Source organism: Streptomyces sp. NPDC090021, from assembly GCF_044748225.1.
GTDB lineage: Bacteria > Actinomycetota > Actinomycetes > Streptomycetales > Streptomycetaceae > Streptomyces.
This window is the reverse complement of sequence record NZ_JBIVFO010000050.1, coordinates 17,874-38,628: the sequence shown is the minus strand read 5'-3', so window position 1 is coordinate 38,628 and position 20,755 is coordinate 17,874. Positions and strand designations below refer to the sequence as shown.

The 20,755-nt window shown below is 73.0% G+C and carries 18 protein-coding genes and 3 pseudogenes; 11 read left to right on the top strand and 10 right to left on the bottom strand.

Annotated elements, in window-relative coordinates:
- The first annotated feature begins 98 nt into the window (after positions 1-98).
- The 3 genes from ACIPXC_RS30735 (at position 99) to ACIPXC_RS30725 (ending at position 3,461) form a co-directional block, all read left to right on the top strand.
- Positions 99-947 carry an MIP/aquaporin family protein gene (locus tag ACIPXC_RS30735; protein ID WP_401624582.1) on the top strand — a complete coding sequence of 283 codons (849 nt, stop codon included), beginning with the start codon at positions 99-101 and terminating at the stop codon, positions 945-947.
- A gap of 186 nt (positions 948-1,133) precedes the next feature.
- Positions 1,134-2,651 (top strand): glycerol kinase GlpK, encoded by a 1,518-nt coding sequence (glpK, locus tag ACIPXC_RS30730; RefSeq protein ID WP_401624580.1) that lies wholly within the window; start codon positions 1,134-1,136, stop codon positions 2,649-2,651.
- Positions 2,652-3,029: 378 nt separating this feature from the next.
- Entirely contained in the window at positions 3,030-3,461 is a 432-nt protein-coding gene (locus tag ACIPXC_RS30725; RefSeq protein ID WP_401624578.1) for a hypothetical protein, read from the top strand.
- Between the two features lie 134 nt (positions 3,462-3,595).
- Here ACIPXC_RS30725 and ACIPXC_RS30720 read toward each other — a convergent pair.
- Positions 3,596-3,947: pseudogene (locus ACIPXC_RS30720) on the bottom strand (site-specific integrase); the annotation flags it as partial.
- Between ACIPXC_RS30720 and ACIPXC_RS30715 the strand changes: the two are divergent.
- Positions 3,914-4,134: pseudogene (locus ACIPXC_RS30715) on the top strand (ABC transporter ATP-binding protein); the annotation flags it as partial. The pseudogenes ACIPXC_RS30720 and ACIPXC_RS30715 sit on opposite strands and share 34 nt — an antisense overlap.
- A gap of 329 nt (positions 4,135-4,463) precedes the next feature.
- Positions 4,464-5,204, top strand: coding sequence for a class E sortase (locus tag ACIPXC_RS30710; RefSeq protein ID WP_401624576.1), 741 nt, complete (start codon positions 4,464-4,466; stop codon positions 5,202-5,204).
- A 67-nt stretch (positions 5,205-5,271) separates the two neighbouring features.
- On the opposite strand, the gene ACIPXC_RS30705 is transcribed toward ACIPXC_RS30710, so the two are convergent.
- A complete protein-coding gene (locus tag ACIPXC_RS30705; RefSeq protein WP_401624574.1) occupies positions 5,272-7,353 on the bottom strand; it encodes a SpoIIE family protein phosphatase in 2,082 nt (693 codons plus the stop codon).
- A gap of 259 nt (positions 7,354-7,612) precedes the next feature.
- Between ACIPXC_RS30705 and ACIPXC_RS30700 the strand changes: the two genes are divergently transcribed.
- The gene (locus ACIPXC_RS30700; RefSeq protein ID WP_401624572.1) at positions 7,613-8,152 is read left to right on the top strand and encodes a hypothetical protein; all 540 of its coding nucleotides are present in this window, start codon (positions 7,613-7,615) and stop codon (positions 8,150-8,152) included.
- Between the two features lie 136 nt (positions 8,153-8,288).
- Here the strand turns inward: ACIPXC_RS30700 and ACIPXC_RS30695 are convergent, their stop codons facing one another.
- Positions 8,289-8,834: a GNAT family N-acetyltransferase gene (locus tag ACIPXC_RS30695; protein WP_401624570.1), complete on the bottom strand. Its 546-nt coding sequence runs from the start codon at positions 8,832-8,834 to the stop codon at positions 8,289-8,291.
- Between the two features lie 210 nt (positions 8,835-9,044).
- On the opposite strand from ACIPXC_RS30695, the pseudogene ACIPXC_RS30690 reads away from it, so the two are divergent.
- Positions 9,045-9,146, top strand: a pseudogene (locus ACIPXC_RS30690) (monooxygenase); the annotation flags it as partial.
- 235 nt (positions 9,147-9,381) lie between these two features.
- Positions 9,382-9,807 carry a hypothetical protein gene (locus ACIPXC_RS30685; protein ID WP_401624614.1) on the top strand — a complete coding sequence of 142 codons (426 nt, stop codon included), beginning with the start codon at positions 9,382-9,384 and terminating at the stop codon, positions 9,805-9,807.
- Here the strand turns inward: ACIPXC_RS30685 and ACIPXC_RS30680 are convergent.
- Entirely contained in the window at positions 9,741-10,829 is a 1,089-nt protein-coding gene (locus tag ACIPXC_RS30680; RefSeq protein ID WP_401624568.1) for a barstar family protein, read from the bottom strand. The two genes, ACIPXC_RS30685 and ACIPXC_RS30680, sit on opposite strands and share 67 nt — an antisense overlap.
- 239 nt (positions 10,830-11,068) lie before the next feature.
- Between ACIPXC_RS30680 and ACIPXC_RS30675 the strand changes: the two genes are divergently transcribed.
- Positions 11,069-12,574: a SpoIIE family protein phosphatase gene (locus ACIPXC_RS30675; protein ID WP_401624566.1), complete on the top strand. Its 1,506-nt coding sequence runs from the start codon at positions 11,069-11,071 to the stop codon at positions 12,572-12,574.
- A gap of 111 nt (positions 12,575-12,685) precedes the next feature.
- Here the strand turns inward: ACIPXC_RS30675 and ACIPXC_RS30670 are convergent, their stop codons facing one another.
- Positions 12,686-14,488 (bottom strand): ABC transporter ATP-binding protein, encoded by a 1,803-nt coding sequence (locus ACIPXC_RS30670; protein WP_401624564.1) that lies wholly within the window; start codon positions 14,486-14,488, stop codon positions 12,686-12,688.
- A 73-nt stretch (positions 14,489-14,561) separates the two neighbouring features.
- On the opposite strand from ACIPXC_RS30670, the gene ACIPXC_RS30665 reads away from it, so the two are divergent.
- Entirely contained in the window at positions 14,562-15,176 is a 615-nt protein-coding gene (locus ACIPXC_RS30665; RefSeq protein ID WP_401624562.1) for a TetR/AcrR family transcriptional regulator, read from the top strand.
- Between the two features lie 412 nt (positions 15,177-15,588).
- Here ACIPXC_RS30665 and ACIPXC_RS30660 read toward each other — a convergent pair whose 3' ends face one another.
- The 5 genes from ACIPXC_RS30660 to ACIPXC_RS30640 all read right to left on the bottom strand — a co-directional run bounded on the left by ACIPXC_RS30660 (position 15,589) and on the right by ACIPXC_RS30640 (position 19,082).
- The gene (locus tag ACIPXC_RS30660; protein ID WP_401624560.1) at positions 15,589-16,401 is read right to left on the bottom strand and encodes a polysaccharide deacetylase family protein; all 813 of its coding nucleotides are present in this window, start codon (positions 16,399-16,401) and stop codon (positions 15,589-15,591) included.
- Between the two features lie 316 nt (positions 16,402-16,717).
- The gene (locus ACIPXC_RS30655; RefSeq protein WP_401624558.1) at positions 16,718-17,158 is read right to left on the bottom strand and encodes a DUF2809 domain-containing protein; all 441 of its coding nucleotides are present in this window, start codon (positions 17,156-17,158) and stop codon (positions 16,718-16,720) included.
- 405 nt (positions 17,159-17,563) lie between these two features.
- On the bottom strand, positions 17,564-17,743 hold the full coding sequence (locus ACIPXC_RS30650; RefSeq protein WP_401624556.1) for a CsbD family protein: 180 nt from the start codon (positions 17,741-17,743) through the stop codon (positions 17,564-17,566).
- Positions 17,744-18,032: 289 nt separating this feature from the next.
- Positions 18,033-18,464, bottom strand: coding sequence for a hypothetical protein (locus ACIPXC_RS30645; RefSeq protein ID WP_401624554.1), 432 nt, complete (start codon positions 18,462-18,464; stop codon positions 18,033-18,035).
- A gap of 144 nt (positions 18,465-18,608) precedes the next feature.
- Positions 18,609-19,082, bottom strand: a complete 474-nt coding sequence (locus tag ACIPXC_RS30640) for a DUF1772 domain-containing protein (protein ID WP_401624552.1) — start codon at positions 19,080-19,082, stop codon at positions 18,609-18,611.
- A gap of 219 nt (positions 19,083-19,301) precedes the next feature.
- Between ACIPXC_RS30640 and ACIPXC_RS30635 the strand changes: the two genes are divergently transcribed.
- A complete protein-coding gene (locus ACIPXC_RS30635) occupies positions 19,302-20,660 on the top strand; it encodes an acyl-CoA synthetase (protein WP_401624550.1) in 1,359 nt (452 codons plus the stop codon).
- Positions 20,661-20,755 lie beyond the last annotated feature (95 nt).

Below are 20,755 nucleotides of genomic sequence, written 5' to 3'. Positions count from 1 at the left end.
CTTCTCGGGCGAGGGGGGCACTTCGTGCTGCGGTCGAACAAGCAGAGGACTCGGGGCAGTCGAAGCCGGCCGTCGGCCTGGCGGGAAGCGGTGCACCCATGACGGAGCGCCTCCACAGATCGGGTCTGGTCGGCGAACTCTTCGCCGAATTCGCCGGCACCATGATCCTTATCCTTTTCGGTTGCGGCGTGGTGGCCCAAGTGGTCGCCGGTGGGGCCCTCACGGATCCCGCGGGCGGTCTCGGCAACCACGACAGCATCGCCTGGGCCTGGGGTCTCGGCGTGACCCTGGGCGTCTATGTCGCGGCAAGGCTGAGCGGTGCTCACATCAATCCGGCGGTGACCGTCGCGCTGGCCGCGTTCAAGGGCTTCCCGTGGAGCAAGGTGGCCCCGTACGCGCTGGCCCAGGTGGCCGGCGCCTTCGTGGCCGCCCTGATCGTCCGCTGGAACTACACCGAGGCGCTGGCCAAGGCCGACCCCGGTCACACCATCAAGACCCAGGGAGTCTTCTCCACGCTCCCGGCCAACGGGAACACCAACCTGCCGGTGACCGAGTGGGGCGCACTGCGCGACCAGATCATCGGCACCGCGATCCTGCTCTTCCTGATCCTGGCCGTCACGGACCTGCTGGGCACACCCCCGGGCGCCAACCTCGCCCCGTTCATCGTCGGCCTGATCGTCGTGGCGATCGGCATGGCGTGGGGCACCAACGCCGGTTACGCGATCAACCCGGCCCGCGACTTCGGCCCCCGCCTGGCGAGCTTCTTCACCGGCTACGGCGGGGCGTGGCGAGATCAGTACGGGAATCTCTACTTCTGGGTCCCGATCATCGGCCCCTTCGTCGGCGGTCTGCTCGGCGCGGCTCTGTACAAGTTCTTGGTCGGCCGGTTCCTGCCGACCGCCGAACCGGAGCCGCCCGGACGGGTACCGGTACCGGACGAGAGCTGACCGGCCAGAACGGACCATGCAGAGCTGGACGCGAAGGGCCGATCACGCAGAGCTCGGCACACACGGCTGACCGCAGAGAGCCGGTCGCGCAGAGCCGGCGCCGCCCGGGGACGGACGTTCGCGGCACGCCCACTCCGTCCCCCGGGCGGCAGCCCCCGCACGGCATCCGCAGAGAGGCGGCACCCCATGGCTGACTTCGTCGGCGCAGTGGACCAGGGGACCACGAGCACCCGTTTCATGATCTTCGACCATGCCGGAAACGAGGTGGCGAGGCACCAACTGGAGCACTCCCAGGTCCTCCCGCGCTCGGGATGGGTCGAACACGACCCCGTGGAGATCTGGGAACGCACCAACTCGGTGATCCAGAACGCCCTCCGGCACGGCAACCTCGACGCCTCCGACCTCGCGGCCGTCGGTATCACCAACCAGCGCGAGACGACCGTCGTCTGGGACCCCCGTACCGGGCGCCCCTACTACAACGCGATCGTCTGGCAGGACACCCGTACGGACTCCATCGCCGCGGCACTGGAGCGCGGCGGCCAGGGCGACGTCATCCGCCGCAAGGCGGGGCTGCCTCCGGCCACCTATTTCTCCGGCGGCAAGATCCAGTGGATCCTGGAGAACGTCGACGGGGTGCGGGAGGCCGCCGAACAGGGCCACGCCCTCTTCGGCAACACCGACTGCTGGGTGCTGTGGAACCTCACGGGAGGCCCCGACGGCGGCGTCCACGCCACCGACGTCACCAATGCCAGCCGCACCATGCTCATGGACCTGGAAACCCTCGACTGGGACGACGAACTCCTCGGCTTCTTCAACATCCCCCGGTCGATGCTGCCCACGATCAACCCCTCCTCCCACCCGGAGGCGTACGGGAGGACCCGCACCTCGCGGCCGTTGCGGGAGGCCATCCCCATCACGGGCGTCCTCGGCGACCAGCAGGCGGCCACCGTCGGCCAGGTCTGCTTCGCACCCGGCGAGGCGAAGAACACGTACGGGACCGGCAACTTCCTGGTCCTCAACACCGGTACGGAGCTGGTCCGCTCGCAGCACGGTCTGCTGACCACCGTGGCCTACCAGTTCGGCGACAGCCCCGCGGTCTACGCCCTCGAAGGCTCCATCGCGGTCACCGGCTCCGCCGTGCAGTGGCTGCGCGACCAGCTGAAGATCATCACCGATGCCGGTGAGAGCGAACGCCTGGCCCGGACCGTCGAGGACAGCGGAGGCATCTACTTCGTTCCCGCCTTCTCCGGCCTGTTCGCCCCGTACTGGCGCTCCGACGCCCGCGGTGCGATCGTCGGGCTCGCCCGCTACCACGACAACGGTCATCTGGCGCGGGCCACGCTGGAGGCGATCTGCTACCAGAGCCGCGACGTGGTGGAAGCCATGGAGCAGGACTCGGGCGTGCACCTCGACGTGCTCAAGGTCGACGGCGGTGTCACCGCCAACGACCTGTGCATGCAGACGCAGTCCGACGTCCTCGGCGTACCGGTCAGCCGCCCCGTCGTCGCCGAGACCACCGCGCTCGGCGCCGCCTACGCGGCCGGCCTCGCCACCGGCTTCTGGCGGGACACGGACGAACTGCGCACGCACTGGCAGGAGTCCAAGCGCTGGGAGCCCCAGTGGTCCGAGGAGCGGCGTGCCGAGGGTTACGCGGGCTGGAAGCGGGCTGTGGAGCGCACACTCAACTGGGAGAAGGTCGAGTAGCCGGCCCGCACCGGAGCCGGCCCGCACCGGAGCCGGCCCGCACCGGCGCGGGCCGGCTCCGGGCCGTCACGGGGTCTGAGGCCCCTTGCATAGGCTCGCGAAGTCCGGCTTTTCACTCCTCTGGCCGAGGCGGTCGAAGACGCCGGGCACGAGGTGGCCGCCGCGATCTCACCTACACCTCTGACCAACGACCTTACATCCAAGGGGTTGAAGGTATCCGGGCGGTTCTGGCAGCATGTCAATAGATGACAAGGCAAGGAGCCTTGGGTATCCATCTATTGGGGGCGAATCGTGATCCACATCACTCTCGGTGACATGCGGCCCGTCGAGCCGCAGGAGGATCAACTGGGGCGTAGCTATGTCGGTTGGCACGAGAGTATGAGCGACGACACGCTCTTCCAGGCCAACCGGGGCTGCTGGGTCCTGGGTGAACGCGCGGAGAAGGAGCAGTACGCGCTGCTCTCCGCCCGCGGCACCGTACGCATGGCCATCGAGATCGACAAGCTGGTCCCGGTGGCCGGCGGGCGTAAGGCGATCGAGGGCAGGTTCCTCAAGGCGGGCCACGCGGTCTACGACGCCTACGTGGACAAGAAGACTCCTGTGGACTCGGCCCGAAACCCGATCACCTACTTCGACTCGCCGCACGACACCCGCCTGTGCGGGTGCGGCTGTGGCGAACCGGTCGCCGGCGGATGGTTCCTGGCCGGGCACGACCAGAAGGCGCTGCATGCCCGGGTCGCCAAGATCGGCACCGTCCGCGAGTTCCTCGACTGGTTCGACAGCACCTACGTCGAGCCGACGGCCGAGTAGCAGCTGAGCTCGCGCGTCGTCCTACCTCGGAATCCACTGAGGCCCGCCGCATGACGCGACGGGCCTCAGGCCGTTCTTCCGCCCCAGCTGTCCGCAACAGCAGAGCGCGCACAAGGGCCCGCCATCATGCGGGCTCAGCGCGCAACGCCTCCCGGTGCGAGCCGGCTGGTGAGCTCGGCAATCGCCTCCGGGGACGGCTTGAAGCAGCGCCGGACGTTCTCCGGCTTCTTGTGCCTCGACTTCGCATCAGCACCAGCAGGGAGGCGCCCTGCTCGCCGAGGTGTGTGTCAGGGAGGAGTGGCGGTACTCGTGCAGATCCCGGTCCGTTCCGGGTCCGCGTACGACCGTGTGCTCATCCGGCAGGGCGCGGGCCTGCCCGTACGACGGTGCGGCGAACCCTGTGTCCGGGCAGACGTCGCGCGGGTTGACGACCTTGCCGGTGCCGGGCTTCCGGTGGGTGGCGAAGACTGGCCCGCGGGCGCGCCCCGGTGACCCGACCCGCGGACCTTCTGGTTCTCGACGTGCCGACGAACCACATCGCCCTGGATCTGGTCGAGGACCTGGCGGCCGCCCTCGCCGCCTACCGCGGGCGGGGGCTGTGGTCGCGGTCTCGCACGACTGCTGTTTCCGCCACCGCTTCTCGGGAGACCGCCTGGAACTCCACGCCGACCGCCGACCGCCGACCGCCGACCGCCGACCGCCGACCGCCGACCGTCGACCGTCGACGCTGACACCGGCCCGGCCCGCGGCCCCGAGGCCGGCCTCCCGGCCCCGGCCCCGGCCTCGGCCGGCCGACCGCCGACCGTCGACGCTGACACCGGCTCGCGGCCCCGAGGCCGGCCTTCCGGCCTCGGCCCCCGCCCCGGTCGCGGGGTCCGGGGCGGGGGAGGGAGGTCACAGGACCGGACCCTTATGGACTTCTTGCTCCGTATGTCACCCTGACCGTGAACCGGGTCACCCACCTGCCGCTCGACCCGGGCGACCGACCCCCCGGATGCGCCCATGCCCCTGCCGTTCCCGTTCCGAGCCGTACCCGTCGTACTGGCCGGCGCCGTGACCGCCGTGCTGGCGGCCTGTGGCCCCTCCGCGGCCGCAGGGGCCGCGGCCCCGCCCCGGCAGCCCGCTGCGGCATCGGCGACCACCACCACCGCCCCCGCCTCGGCGCAGGCCGCCGCGTCCGCCGCGCACGTACCCGGGGCCACGTCCGCCGCGGACCCGGTCGACACCCGCACCCGGGAGTCGACCCTGTCCATCCCCTCCGCGGGCGTATCGGGGCTGCGCGTCGTGCCGTACGAGGGCACCACCGACGACGTACCCGGGACCCGCATCCAGGACCGCGGGGTCGCGGCCAGCCCGTACGGGAAGCGGGGCGGGGTCGGACCCGGGCAGGTGGGGAACTTCCTGGTCACCGCGCACCGCCTGTCGGCCGGCGGCCCGCTGCGGGACCTGCCCGCGGTCGAGCACGGCGACACGGTCGTCGTGACCGCGGGCGGGGTGGAGCACACCTACGAGATCACCGCGACCCGCAAGACGTCCTTCCGGTCGCAGCGCTCGCTGGACGAACAGCGTGCGCCGGTGCCCGGCGCACCCGGCGAGACCCCCACCCAAGCCATGATCACCATTTCGACCTGCGCCACACCGGAGGACCACGCCGAGGGCAACTTCTGGAGCGACGCCCAGGGCAATCCCGAGCACCGCATCGACAAGATCGGCGTCCTGCGCAAGACGACGCCGTCTCCGTAGTGAGATCCACCCCCGGGGCCGGCGCGTGAGCCCGGCGGACGACGACCGCACCGCTCTCGCCCTCTCCTCAGGCGCCCCGGCCCTTGGCGCGGTGGATCCGGGCCAGTACCAGGACGGTGTCGTCGGCCGCCCCGGCCGGCAGCAGGTTCGCGATGATCCGGTCCGCGGCCTCCTCCAGTGGCCCCGTCACCGTACGCAGCTGCTCGCGCAGCGTCTCCAGACCGGCTCCGATGTCCTGGCCCCGCGCCTCGATCAGGCCGTCGGTGTACAGGGCGAGCACCGCGCCCTCGGGCAGGTCGAGCGCGGAGGACCGGAAGGGGACGCCGCCCACCCCCAGTGGGATCCCCAGGCCCTCGCCCACCGTTTCGACCGCCCCGTCCGGGTGGCGCACCAGGGGCGGCGGGTGGCCGGCGTTCCCGATGCGGGCGCGGCCGGTGTGCGGGTCGTACACGAGGAAGAGGCACGTGGCCAGCTGGATGCCGGACTCCTGGGCGCAGGTGTCGAGTTCGGTGAGCAGGGCTTCGGGGGTGGGGGCGTGGGGGGCGAGGGCCTTGGCCGTGATGCGCAGGCGGCCCATCGACGCGGCGGCCGGGACGCCGTGCCCCATGACGTCCCCGACGACGAGCGCGACCCGGTCGCCGGGCAGGTTGATCACGTCGTACCAGTCGCCCCCGACCTCGGTGATCCGGCTGCCGGGGAGATAGCGGTGGGCGACGTCCACGTGGGCGCCGGACACCACGGCGCTGGGCAGGAGGGCGCGCTGGAGGGTCAGTGCGATGTCCTGGACCCGGCCGTACAGGCGTGCGTTGTCCAGGCACAGGGCGGCCCGTGAGGCCAGCTCACCGGCGAGGGTGACATCCTGTTCGGTGAAGGCGGGGCGGGCGGTGGAGCGGCCGAACATGGCGATGCCCTGGACGGTGCCCCGCGCGATGAGCGGGGCGAGGACGATCCCGCCCAGATCGCTGTCCAGCAGCAGACGGGCCCGGTCCCGGTGGGCGGCGGTGCGGGTCGCGAAGGCCTCGTCGACGACGACGGAGAGCGGGCGGCCGCTGCTCAGCATCTCGTGGATGCCGGAGCCGGGTGGGTAGGTGACCCGTTCCCGGCCGCCGACCAGCTCCGGTACGGGCGGCGGGAGGACGGTGCCGGAGGCGATCCGGCGCGTGGTCAGCGGCAGCGCGGGGTCGAACCGCTCGTCCTCGTACATCCACTCGACCATTTCGACCACGGCGCCGTCGCAGAAGTCCGGCATCACGGCGTCGATCAGTTCGCGGGCGGTGACCTCCAGGTCCAGAGTTGTGCCGACCTGGGCCGATGCGCGGTCCAGCAGATCCAGCCGCTGCCGGGCGGCCGTCGCTTCGAGCAGGGCCTGCTCCCGGTCGGTGACGTCGACGAGCAGCCCGCCCACACCGGGCAGGGTGTCCCCCGCCCCGCTCAGGGGGAAGAAGCTCACCGAGCGGACCTGGTCCCGGTCGGGCCGGCCGGCGGTGCGCAGCCCCACCAGTGCGCCGACGAGGGGGTGTCCCTTCTCGGCCACGGCGCGGAGCATGCGTTCGTACTCGCCCCCGTCGGACGTGATCATGATGTCGGTCATGCGTCGCCCGAGGTGCTCCCGCACGGGGATGCCGTCCATGTCGGCCAGCACCTGGTTGAGGTGCACGTAGCGCAGCTCCTCGTCGAGCATGACGAGGCCGATCGGGCAGGTCTCGAAAAGGGCGTCGAGGAAGACGAGGTTCGTCTTGACCCGGTCGAGTTCGTCGCCCCGGCTTGCCAGCCCCATGACCACGGAGTCGCCCGCCGGTCCGGTCACCGGGAACACCCGGAACCCGCAGTCGAAGACTCCGGCGTCGCGGTGCCGTGCGGGCATCCGGACCCGCCAGTACCCCAGGCTGCGGCCGCGCTCCACCAGCTGTGACGCCCCGCCGGGGGTTGCGGGTTCCGGGTCGGGGAAGAGGATCGAGGCCGGCCGGGACAGCACTTCTTCGGGCGCGTAGCCGAACAGGTGCCGGGCGCCGGGGCCCCAGTAGCGGACGCGCTCCTCGTCGTCGAGGCCGAAGACGGCCACGGGCACGTGCTCCAGAAGCGACCCCGGCTCGGACCGGATCGGACCGGGGGCGTCGGCGCCCGTACCCCCTGGCCGGTCCGATGGCATCAGAGGTCCCCCTTCGATCGAGGTCTCTCCTCATTGTGCCCGTCATCCGGGGAGGGGACCTCACGGCGGCTCCCGGGCCGGATCCAGCGCCGCGGCATGTCGTACCGCCCGGTAATTCCAGCCAATTGTTGCCATGCACCTGTCAGGCTCCTGACACTTCGAGGTGGCTGTGGGACGCTCCCGGCACGCACTCCGCACCCCCCTGAGAGGCCCAGCGCCTCGCCCACCCCCACCAGCACGTGGCATGGAGGAGCGACCCATGAGGCACACCCCGAACACCTCCCGCACCACACGACTCGCCCGCGCCGCCGGGATCGCGACACTCGTCGTCGCGGCAGGGCTGGCCGGTACCGGAACGGCCCTGGCCCACGGCTCCGCCGCCCCGGCCGCCGACCAGAAGGCCGACGGCGTGATGGTCGTCGCCGGCAACAGCTGCAGCTGGACGAACGCGAGCACCAGCGCCGCCGCCCCGAACGCCCTCACCGTCGACCGCGCCACGGTCAACGCGCCGGGCGGCAATCTCGCCTGCGGCGGCGGCATCGCCGCCACCCTCAACAACAACCCCGCCTTCACGTTCGACGACACGGCCGGCACGGCCCGCACCGCCCTGATCGACATCACCGGCAGGCAGAGCTTCATCTCCTGTCGCTACAAGGCGACGAACATCGTGTGGGACCGCGACGGCACGACCCGCAAGTACGTCAACCGGGCCTTCACCGCGACCAAGAGCTCGGGCAGCTTCCTGTGCCCGGGCTCGGTGACCACCCCGGCCGGGGACGCGTCCATGCTCTTCCGCTGAGCCGCGGCGCCACCGCACCCGGCCGCCTCCCGGCCCCGCACCGGGAGGCGGCCTCACCCGAGCCTTCAGCCAAGCGCCCGGCCGAGTGCCCGCCCGAGCGCCCGGCCCGGTCCGGCGCCCGCAGGGGCCGGAGCGCTCAGGGCGCGTCGAGGAGCATCAGGACCTCGTCCCGGGTGTCCTCGGGGGAGAGGCGCAGGGCTCCCGGCCAGCGGCCGACCTCACGCCATCCGAGCCGGCCGTAGAAGTCCTCCAGCCCCTCCCCTCCGCGGGCCGCGAGACGGAGCTGTTCGAGCCCGAGTTCGTCACGGGCGGTCCTCCGCAGCTCCTGCATGAGGGCGGCTCCGACCCCTCGGCGCCGGAACCCGGGACGGGTCTGGAGGTGGTGCACCGTGCCCCAGTGCTCCACGAGGCGGTGGGGCTCACGCCGGAGCACGACCCAGCCGGCGAGGACTCCGTCGAACGCGGCGACGACGAGCCGGTCCCGCTGTGGATGGAGACGGTCGAGGAGTTCGTCCACGACCGGTGCGACGTCCTCGTGACCGACGGGCGGGAAGGGGAACCCGGCGGCCCCGCCCGCGTTGGTGACGGCCACCCAGCAGTCGGTCAACTGGTGCCGGAGCGCGGCAGTGACCTCGTGGGCGTCGGCGATGCGGGTGAGTTGGGGCAGGCGCTGATCCGTCATGAGGAGGAGCATGCCAGCCGGTACGGAAGACCCCTTCGGCGCCGCGATCGCGGTGCCCGGCATCCCGCGGCCTGTGCGCGACCCGTCCTGCGGGCGAGGACGGGGTGGGCCCCGGAGTGCGCCCGGCTCCGGCAGGAGCACTACGGCAATCGTGGCGGCCGCCCGCGCCGGCACTGCCGGACCGCCTGGCTCGGCGACGCCGCCCACGCCATGGCCCCCAACCTCGGCCAGGGCGGCTGCCAGGCCATCGAGGACGCGGCGGTCCTGGCCCACCTCCTCCCGGCCGGGGACGGCACCGGCGCCATGGACACCGCCGTCCCGGCCGCCCTCGCCGCGTACACCGCCGCCCGCCGCGACCGCACGGACGCCGTGCGGCTGCGCGCCCGCCGCGTCGGCCGCCTGGGCGCCCTGCGCGCCCCGCTGGCCGTGACGGCCCGCGACCTGGCGGTCCGTGCCACCCCCACGCGGGGCTGGCCCTGCGCGGCATGGACGACCTCTTCAACGGCTTCCGCCTCCCCGGAAGTGGCCGTACGGACGGCGGATCGACATGAGACTCGGCTTCCACTTCCACACCGAGCTGATGAAGATGAACGGCATCACCCTGCAGGCGGCGATCACGGTCTCGACGCTCGACGCTCGACGCTCGACGCTCGACGCTCGACGCTCGACGCTCGACGCTCGACGCTCGGCGCCCTCGGCCCCGGCCGCGCTGACCCGGGGGACGGACCGGGGCCCCGACCGCCCTGTCGGGGCTCCTGACGGCCGCCTCCTTCCTGATCACCCGCTTCGGGAACGTTCCGATCACGGCCGCATCGAGCAGTGGGCCGCCACCGCGCCCGCGGCGGACCGTGCGGAGATCCTCCAGCGGTGGGAGGCGCTCAACGCGTGCGCCGGGCAGGACACGAGTCAGGCGAGCGTGACCCGCACCCCGCGCCCGGCGAGGACGTCGAGTACGGCGCTGAACCGGTCGTAGGCCTGCCCGTCCGAGGTCAGTGCGCGGGTCAGGTGCTCGCGCGCGACGGCGGAGTCCCGCCACAGCAGGGTCGCCGGCCCGGTGTGACCGAAGGCGGCGCACAAACAGTCATCGAGGGCGTCCAGGTTGGCACCGAAGTAGCCGCCCGGCCCGTTGAACGCCTCGCCGAGCGCCAGGTACAGGCCCGGGACGTCCGTGATGTACCGCCCGTCCAGTACGTAGGCCCCGCCCGACGGCCGGTCGGCGCCGGCGCCGACCGGCCGGGGCCGTCCCCGGACGTGGTCCAGCCAGTCCCAGCGCGGCCGTGTGCCGAGACCGGCCCAGGCGCCGGGCGTCCGGGGCGGTCCGGCGAGCCGACGCTCCCACAGCGGCCGGGCCTGCTCCGGAACGGGAGGGGAGAGTCTGCCCTCCAGTTCCAGGTCGATCAGACCGGGCCCGAGCGCGGACGGCTGCCAGGCGCTGACGGTGGTCCACAGGAGGAGTTCGGCGAACGGCTCCCCGAGGTCGTCCCGTACCTCCAGAGCCGCTTCCCCGAGGTCCAGCGCGCGCCGGGTGCCCGCCGTCAGGGCCTGCCGCAGTTCTTCGCCCGGCGCGAACCCGCGCAGCACGATCGCGGGATCCGGCCGCCCGGGCGGCAGCACGCGGGCGAACTCCCGGCAGGATCCGAGCCACCGCTGTCCGTCGTGCAAGCGGACGGGGCCCCGGTACCCATCGGCCGGGGTGTCGTGGCCCTCGAAGCCGGTGAGGACGAGACCGTCCGTCCCGGGGTGCCGCCCGAGGCTCTCGACGTCCTCCAGCAGCCAGGGGTCGAGCGTCTCGTCCTCGGGCACGAGCCACACGTCACGGCCGACCCACCCGAGCACGTCGGTTCCCTCCGGAACCCAGCCGAACAGTTCGTACGTCTCGCGCCATCCCTGCCCGAACAACCCCTCCGCCTCTGCGCAGTGGCCCCAGGCGTGGCCTCGTGCCGTGTCGGTGAGCGTGTACCGCGGCCACCCCTGGCGGGTCTCGTTCTCATGCACATCGGCATGATGCCCCCTCTCTCCCCGGGCACCCGCACCGGTACCTCCGTCGACGGTCGGGCTCGCCGCAACAGGGGTGGTGAAGTCCGGTTTTCGCGCACGCATTCGAACCCGTGGGGTGGTGGTGCGTGGGCCGTCCGGTGGGGGCGCCGCGTGCACGCGTGTCGCGCGGAGGGGGACGATGAGATGGCTGGGAGCGTAGGGCCGCAGCCCGCAGTGGCCGGAAGGAGAGCCCGCAGATGGGAGCGATCGAGCCCTCGCAAGGCGATCCCGGAGAGGCGCGGCCCGCCGCGTCCGCGGCCGGCGGCCTGCTCGACGTGCTGCGCGTGGCCGCCGTTCTCCTCGACGCCGACGGCCGGATCGACCTGTGGAGCCCGCAGGCCGAGGAACTGTTCGGTTACACCGCCGACGAGGCCCTCGGTGAGTACGCGGCCCGGCTCCTGCTCCACGAGGAGCACGTCCCGGTGGTACTGGACATGTTCACCGAGGTCATGGAGACCGGCGTCAGCTGGGTCGGCGTCTTCCCCGTCCGGCACAAGGACGGCAGCACGCGCATGGTCGAATTCCGCAACATGCGGCTGCTGGACTCCCAGCAGGAGTACTACGCGCTGGGCCTGGCCGCGGACCAGGCGACCGTACGGCAGGTCGAACGGGATCTGGCCCTGTCCGCCCGGCTCGTGGAGCAGTCGCCGGTGGGCCTCGGCGTGCTCGACACCGACCTCCGATACGTCTCGGTCAACCCTGCGGAGGAACGCCTCAACGGGGTCCCCGCGGCCGAGCACATCGGCCGGCACGTCCACGAGGTGCTGCCGGCCGTGGACGCCTCCTTCGAGGCCGCGATGCGCGAGGTGCTGGCCACCGGTGTCCCCATCGTGGACCAGTACACCGTCGGACGTACCCCGGCCGACCCGGACCACGACCACGCCTGGTCGATCTCGTTCTACCGGCTCGAAACCCCCAACGGGACCGTACTGGGCGTGGCCACCGCCAGCGTCGACGTCACCGAGCGGCACCGGGCGGTCGAGGAGCAGCGCCATACGGCACTCACCCTCCAGCGCAGCCTGCTGCCGCACACCCCGCCGCGGCGGCCGGGTCTGGAGGTCGCCACCCGCTACCGCCCCGCCCAGGCCACCATGGAGATCGGCGGCGACTGGTTCGACGTGATCCCGCTGAGCGGGGACAAGACCGCCCTCGTCGTCGGCGACGTCATGGGCAGCGGAGTCGCCGCCGCGGCCAGCATGGGCCAACTGCGCACCGCCACCCGCACCCTGGCCGACCTCGACCTCGATCCCGCACAGGTCCTCCACCACCTCGACCACGTCACCGAGGGCCTCGAAACCATCGCGACCTGCGTCTACGCCGTCTACGACCCGTGCGGGGCGCAGTGGCACCTGTCCCTGGCCGGGCACCTGCCTCCGGTCCTCCTGCGGCAGGACGGCACGCGAGAACTCCTCGACCTGCCCACCGGTGCGCCCCTCGGCGGCTGTGGTGTCGCCTTCCGCACCGTCAGCATCCCCGTAGCGGCGGGCGATCAGCTCGTCCTCTACACCGACGGCCTGGTCGAGACCCGGGACGATGCGATCGACGAGCGCCTGAAGGTCCTCCTCGACGCCCTCGACGACCCCGGCCGCCCCCTGGACGAGACCTGCGACCTGCTGCTCGACACCATGCGCCACCCGGGAGTCCACGACGACGTCGCCCTCCTGATCGCCCGTGCCACCCCGGCCCCCGAAACCCCCGCCTGACACCGCACCGCGCGGGCGGCCGGCCCCGGCCGATCCGCCGTCCGCCGTCCGCAGTCCGCAGTCCGCCGTCCGCCGTCCGTCGTCGAGGCCGGGTCGGCCGGGCCGGCCGGGCTACGCCACCTCCGCCCCGGCGGTGGTGGCCAGGCGCAGGGCCGCCACCAGCTCGCGGTAGAGCGGGTCGGAGTCCAGCAGTTCCTCGTGGGTGCCGCGGGCGCGGATCCGGCCCGCCTCCATGACCACGATCAGATCGGCGTCGACCACCGTCGACAGTCGGTGCGCGACCGTCACCACCGCACCCGACGCCGCACGGCTGCGGATGCAGTCCTGCACCGCGGCCTCGGTCAGACCGTCCAACTGCGCGGTCGCCTCGTCCAGCAGCAGGACCTCGGGGGTCCGCAGCAGGGCGCGCGCGAGCGCGATGCGCTGGCGTTCGCCACCGGACACGTGCGCCGACGACAGCGGGCTGTCCAGACCACCGTCGAGGGCGTCGACCTTGTCCGTCAGCCGTACGTCCCGCAGTACGCGCAGCAGTTCCTCCTCGGTGGCCTCGGGCCGGGCGAGCAGCAGGTTGTCGCGGAGGGTACCGGGCACGACCGGGGTGTCCTGCTCGACGTACGCCAGCCGCGCCCGTACCTCGGAATGGCTGTGGTCGCGGTACGGCCGTCCGTTCAGGAGCAGTTCGCCGTCGACGGGCTCCAGGAACCGCAGGACCAGCGAGAACAGGGTGGTCTTGCCGGCGCCCGACGGCCCGACGATCGCGGTGTGGCCACGCCGGGGGATGGCCAGCCGCACGTCGCTGACGGCATGACCGGCCTCGGGGCCGTACGCGGCGCTGACACCGCGCAGTTCGAGCACGGGCACCTGCGCCCGGTCGTCGGTGTCCGCCGCACGGGCGGGCGAGGCACCGCGGTGAGGGCGGCGCTCGGCGTCCTCCGCCGTCAGATCGGCGGTCTGCCGGATGCGTTCGGCCGCGGCCATCCCGGCCTGCAGGGAGGTCAGGTTCTGGCTGAGCGTGCTGACCGGTTCCATCAGCGTGAACGCGTACAGCAGGAAGGCGATCAGGCTGGACACCTCCAGGTCCCCGGCCCCGACCCGCCAGGCCCCGACGCCGAGGATCGCGATGATGGCCAGCTGGATGCCGGACCCGGCGACCGTCCAGGCCAGCGCCTCCTGACGTACCGCCCGGATGCCGTACTCGGCCGCGGACCGCGCGTCGGCCACGATCCGTTCGACGGCCCGGTCCTCGGCGCGGCTCACCTTCACGGTGCGGATCGCGCGCAGCGTGCCCTCCAGACGGCCGCCGAGCAGGCCGATGTGCTCCTGCGCGCGCTGCTGCGCCTTGCCGATGCCCGGCATGAGGAGGGCGAAGAGCGCGCCGGTCACGGCCACGGCGGCCACGGTCGTACCGAGGAGCACCAGGTCGAGCACGCCCATCAGGACCAGGCTGCCCACCAGCATGACGGCGCCGTTGACCAGGCCGACGAACGACTGGGCGGTCGCCTCGCGGAGCAGGACGGTGTCCGAGGTGACGCGGGTGACGAGCTCACCGGTCGGGCGGCGGGTGAGCGCGGGCACGGTGGCCCGGAGGAACCGCCGCACCATGGACTCGCGCGCCTCCAGTACGACGCGTTCGCCCAGGGTGCCGAGCAGGCACCACTGCCGGTAGGACACGGCGGCGCCGACGACGAGGAGGACGAACAGGGCCGCCACGGGGCCGGCGAGGGAGGCGGAGTCGTTCAGGGCGTCCAGCACCCACTTGGTGATCATGGGCGTGGCCAGGCCGAGGGCCGAACCGGCCAGCGCCAGGGCCAGTCCCGCGGCCAGCGTGCGGCGGTGCGGGCGGGCGAACGACCAGAGGACGCGCAGTCGGGGTGCGTCGAGCGCGGTACGGGGCGGGGGTGTCGAGTCAGCCATACCGGAAATGGAACATGGATGTTCCATAATGGTCAAGTCGGTTTCATTGCGGGATGCGCGCTACCGTACGTCCATGGAGCATGACCACATCGCGACGGCAGCGGAGGCGACGGCGGCAGCGGCAGCGACGACGACCGAGACCGCGACCCGCGCCCGCACACGGCGCGCGATCCTCGACGCCGCCGTCACCGTCCTGTCGGCCAACCACGGTGCGTCGCTCGCGGACGTGGCCGAGGCCGCCGGCGTCGGACGCACGACCGTCCACCGCTACTTCGCGGAACGCTCGGACCTGGTGGCGGCGCTCGGGGCCGACGTACGGGAGCGGCTGCACGAGGCGACCGTCCGCGCGCGCGTCGAGGAGGGCCCGGCCCCGAAGGCGCTGGAGCGGCTCTGCCTGGAGTACTTCGAGCTGGGGGACCGGCTCATGCTGCTGTTCGACGTCCCGCAGTTCCTGAGCTGGGCGGGCTTCGAGGAGGAGACCGACTCCGACCGGGTCCTGGTCCGCCTCATCGAACGCGGCCAGTCCGAAGGAACGGTCGACGCGGAGGCGGACGCCGAGTGGCTGCAGAACGTGCTGTGGTCCCTGCTGTACGCGGCCTGGATGCAGGCGCGCGACTACGGCACGCCCCGCCACACGGCCGTCTCGTCGTGCCTGCACACCCTGCGCAAGGCCATGGCCGCCTCCTGATCCGGCCGACCGCCCGCAGCCGGTGACGGGAGGGGTTTCCCGGCGAAAGCCGGACAGCGGACCGGGGGTTGTCCGGTCTCGCCACCAGGTGGGGGAGGGGCGTGCAGGGGGAAGGCGGCGAGCGGGCCGCGTACGCTGCCGCGCCGTGACCACGGCAGCCGCGCGCCGGCCCGGCGCCGAGTCCGCGCTGCGTCGGCGCACGCCGCACGAACCGGAACGGCATCCGCACGTCGAGACCCACTCCGTGACGCCCGACGCGGGCGCGGCACCGAATCCGGTCGCCGTCGCCCTCCGGCGCAGGGCGCCCGACGCGCGGCGGCGCGCGGCCGCGCGGGAGACCGCTCCCGCGTGGCGCAGGCGGTGCGGGCACGTCGAGACGGCCGGGTGGCGGGAGGTGCCGCTGTGCGGTCCCCTACGGGGTGGTACGGGCGGGGAAGGTGAAGCGGTAGCCCTGCGCCGTGAGCCAGGGCAGGTACTGTTCGAGCGCCGCGACGGTCTCGCTGCGGTCCCCGCCCCCGTCGTGGAAGAGGACGGTGGGCTGCTGGGGCAGCTTGTCCTCGACGGCGGAGATGATCGCGGGCACGCCCGGGCGGCTCCAGTCCTTGGGGTCCACGCTCCAGCCCAGCGGCCGCATCCCGCTCGCCGCGGCGATCGCCCGGCTGTCGGGGGTGAAGGCGCCTCCCGGGGCCCGGTAGTAGCCGACCGGAACTCCGGGAGCGGCCTTCTCGATCATGGCCTTGCCCTCGAGTATCTGCTGCTTCTGGTAAGCGACGGGCTTGTGGTCCATGGTCACGTCGTGATCGACGGAGTGGTTGCACAGGCGGTGTCCGTCGGCGGCGACCGAGCGCACGAGCTCCGGGTACTTCTGCGCCTTCGTCCCGATCAGGCAGAAGGTGGCCTTGACGTGGTTCTTCCGCAGCACGTCGAGGACCTGGGGCGTCCAGCGGGGGTCCGGGCCGTCGTCGATGGTGATCGCGACGTCCCTGCCCGAGCCCTGTGCGAGCCGGGAGATCGCCGACGGGATCCCCGAGGCGCTCCGCGCGGTCTCCGGGCTTCCGGCCGACGCGGCGGCCCCGGCGGGGTTCCCGGCCGCGGACCGGTCCGCCGAGCCGTCCGTGGCGGCGAGGGCCGGGGTACCGGAAACGGCCAGGATGCCGAGGACGGCCGCCGTGGCCGCGGAGCCCGCCCGCCGGAGACGGCGAGCGGAACTGCTGGTGATGCCCATGGACGCGCTCTTCCTTTGCGCTCGGCCCCCCGTTATCGCGTGTCCGATCCAGGCTAGGTCATCCGTCCGGGAGCCCTCCTCGGCCGATCGGCCGGTTCCACGGCGCGAACCGCGGCCGGAACGGGACCGGTCCGGCGGGCCTGGCGAGTGACCCTCGGCAGGCGCGCGGCGGGCCTGCCGACCGCTGTGGGGCGGCATCGGTGCACCGGACCCGGTGCACCGAGGAGTCCTCCCGCGCGCGTCCGCCGCCGCGCCCGAGGGCGACGGCGGGGGAGCCCTCAGCCGCAGTCCGGGCCCCTGTCCCGTGTGAGGAGAGTCACCGGCCGGTGGGAGCCCACGGCCGTCGCTGCGCCACCATCACCGTGTGGAACAGCCAGCCGCCCGCCGCGCCGACCACGTACCAGAACAGGTCCGGTGCGTTGAAGGTGGAACCGAGTACCAGGCGGGCGGCCACGCTCTGGCGGGACAGCTCCGCGGGCAGCGAACTGAGCTGGAAGAGCTCGACGGCCCAGCTCACCGCCAGGGCGGTCCCGGCGGCCCGCAGCGGCGTCCACCGCGGTACGACCAGCACGACCAGGGCCACCAGCAGGACGGTGTACAGCGCGTCCCCGCCGTACTTGGCCACGTTCCCCGCCGCCACGGCCCGCAGCCCGAGGCCCGCGCCTACCGTCAGCACGGCCGCGGCGGCCGCCACCAGACGGATCCGACCCGCGGCGGGGGCAGCGGCGCTGCCGCCGGTTCCGGATACGAAGGTCACGGGGCCATCCTGCCGGGTCCATGGTCAGCACGAGGGCCGCCCCGTGCAGCAGAATCGTTCCGCCATTCGGCGCCGGCCGAGCCGGCGGGAGGCTCGGGGAAGAGGGGCGGTTGGTGACGCCGAGAGAGCAGCGGTGCGGCGGCGGCCGGGGCGTCCCGAGCGTCGGGGAGGGGCCGGAGATCAGACGCGGCATCCGCGGCCAACGGCCGCCCGATAGACGTCAGCGGAGAACTTTCCGTTCCCGCCATGCCCTGCCATGTACCGGCCATGTTTGCCGGGGGTCAGGAACGGGAGCCGGTGGCGCCGAGAGGGCCGGGACCGTCGGTGTGACGGTCCCGGCCCTCCTCGGCCGGTCACGAGCCGGTCCGCCGCTCGGCAGGTGCAGCGGTGCGCCGGAAGCGGTGGTCAGGACCTGCGCATGCCCTTCTTGGCCCGGCCCGCGGCCTCCGAGGCCATCTCCTCCGCCTTGCCGGCCATCTGCTCGGCACTGCCTTCCGCCTGCATACGCCTGTCGTCCATCGCGTCGCCGGCCGTCTCCTTGAGCGTGCCCTTGATCTGCTTGGCCTTGCCCTTTGCCTTGCTCATGACGAAGTGCTCCTTGCCTGTGGGGGGAGTGCACTGCCCACCATGCGGCCGCCGCGAGTGACCCGCAACGCACGGTGGACCGTCCGGCTCGTCTCCCTAGTCGGGCGGCTCGGTGATCGCCGGCCGCTTCCCGGAAGACGGTGGGCGGGGCACGGGACGGGGCCGCGGTTCAACCTGCCGGGGTGCGCGCTGCGCGTGCACGGGGTCCCGCGGGGTCGGGTCGGGCTTCCTGGGCGTGGGCCCGGAGCCCTCGGTTTCCGTTTCGGACGCCTTGCGGTCCATCCGGCTCTCACCTCGCTGTCCGTGTCCTCCAGAGCGGTGCTGCGCCGTCGGCGCGCTCCTGCGTCTGCCCTGCGGGAGGCGTTCCAACCCCGTCCCGGAGATCGCGTACGGGCACGGATAGGCGCAGGGCCGGGGCCAGGAACACCGTGCCCGCCAGGAGCGGCGAGAGCCCGCGTACGCCCTGGAGGTAGAGCGTGGCGAGGAAGACGGTGACGCCGTAGCCCATGTTCGTGAGCGAGCCCGTCCCGGTGATCAGGACGTAACGGACGTTGCGGAACAGCCTCGGATCGACCAGCGGGTGCCGGGCGCGCCGCTCCCGTACGAGGAACAGCGCACCCGCCACCACGGCCACGGCGAAGCAGGCGGGGGTACGGGCGCTCGCCCAGCCCCAGGCGTCCCCGCGCTCCACGGCCAGCGTCAGGGCCGCCGGCGAGCACACGATCAGGGCGCAGCCGAGGAGATCGAGCTGGCGCGGCGCCGACGTGTCGGGCGAGTCCGGTACGGGGCGGGCCCCGCCGGCCCCGCCACCCGCCGTCGACTCCCGCGGCTCCGTCGCCCCCGTCGCGTACGTCGCCTCCGTCCGTCAGCGCAGGGCCAGCGCCCAGGCGAGGAGGCCGAGGGAGACCGTGCACAGCACGGCCCGCCACGCGTTGGCCCGTACCCACGGCGCTTCGAATGCGCGGCGGACCGCCGCCGGGTCGCCGATCCGCTCGACGGGCCCGGCCTGTTCCAGGGCGTTGTTCAGCGGAATGTTGATCCGGGCCGTCACGACCATGGCCGCGAGGTACGCGACGAGCGCGCCGATCAGCGGCGCCAGGGCGTCCCGCCCGCCGCTGCCGACGGCGTGGAGGACGACCGCGGCCGCGCTGAAGACGAGCCCGCCGACGTACCCCAGCAGAAACCAGCCGTTGAGGATCGCCACGTTGATCCGCTGCATCGTCTCGATGGCGGTGCGGTCGGCTGCGACCCGGAGTCCCGGCATCACGGATACGGAGAAACCGTAGAAGAGGCCGCTCATCCAGCCGATGGTGATCGTCGCGGCGATCGTCGTCGCCAACCGTGCCGTTTCCACATGAACCCCCGGGATCGAGAATCAGGTCGAGCGGTCGAGCGGTCGAGGAGGTCGAGAACTGTCTCCGAACGGTCAAGTCCCGCCGATCATAGGGTGCCGGGAACCGGTCCGTGCCCGCGTAGGCTGACCGGACGGGCACCTCACCCCGCAGCACGCACCAGCACCTCACATCCTCACCGTCACCGCCGAACGGAGTCGCCCGCCATGCTGACCGCCCTCACCGGCGTCCACGGGGACCGCGCGGACGCCGTCACCGTCGCCGGCCGTACCGCCTCCTACGAGGAACTCCTGGGGGCCGCCCGCCAGGTGGCCGCCGACCTCGCCGAGGCGGGGGTGCCGGCGTTCGCGGTGACCGCGACACCCACCCTGGAGACCGTGGCCGCCGTGGTCGGCGCCCTGCTCGCCGGCGTGCCGTGCGTCCCCCTGCCGCCGGACGCCGGTCCGGCCGAGCGCGGGCACATCCTGCGCGACTCGGGGGCCCGCCCCATCGAGGTCGACTTCGCCCGCCGCTCGGACCGGATCCCCAATCCGGCCGCCGCACGCACACCCGACGACCCCGCCCTGGTCCTCTACACCTCCGGCACCACGGGCGCCCCGAAGGGCGTGGTCCTCAGCAGCGCCGCCATCACCGCCGACCTGGACGCCCTCGCCGAGGCCTGGCAGTGGAGTGCCGAGGACACCCTCGTCCACGGACTGCCGCTGTTCCACGTCCACGGACTCGTCCTCGGCGTCCTCGGCGCCCTGCGCACCGGCAGCCGCCTCGTGCACACCGGCCGGCCCACACCCGAGGCGTACGCCGCCGCAGGCGGCAGCCTGTACTTCGGCGTGCCGACCGTGTGGTCGCGCATCGCCCGCGAGCCGCAGGCCGCGGCCGCCCTGTCGGGGGCCCGGCTCCTGGTGTCGGGCAGCGCCGCGCTGCCCGCGCCCGTCTTCCGGGACATCGAGCGGGCGAGCGGACACCGTATCGTCGAGCGCTACGGGATGACGGAGACGCTGATCACGCTGAGCGGCCGGGCAGGCGGCGACCTCCACCCGGGCACGGTCGGTACCCCGCTCCCCGGTATCTCCACCCGCATCGCCGCCGAGGACGGTGCGGAGATCGGTGAACTCCAGCTGACCGGCCCCACGCTCTTCTCCGGCTACCTGGGACGGCCCGAGGCCACCGCGGCCGCGTACACCGAGGACGGCTGGTTCCGTACGGGTGACATCGCGGCCGTCGACGACAAGGACGGTGTCCACCGGATCGTCGGCCGCGCATCCACCGACCTGATCAAGTCCGGCGGATACCGGATCGGCGCGGGCGAGATCGAGAACGCCCTGCTGGACCATCCCCGGGTGCGGGAGGCCGCCGTTGTCGGGGTCCCCGACGCCGACCTCGGCCAGCGGATCGTCGCGTTCGTCGTCGCCGAGGAGGTCACCGGTTCCGAGCTGACCGACTTCGTCGCCGCGCACCTGTCGGTCCACAAGCGCCCTCGTGAGGTCCGCTTCGTCGAGGCGGTGCCCCGCAACGCGATGGGCAAGCCCCAGAAGCGCCTCCTCCTGGACGGCACCGCCCCGGCATGAGCGCATCTCCGCGCTGCCGGTCAGGTGGGGTACTCCGCCCGGGCGGCCGCTCGATCCGCCGGACGACGCACCTGGCCACGAGCGCCGATCGGCGG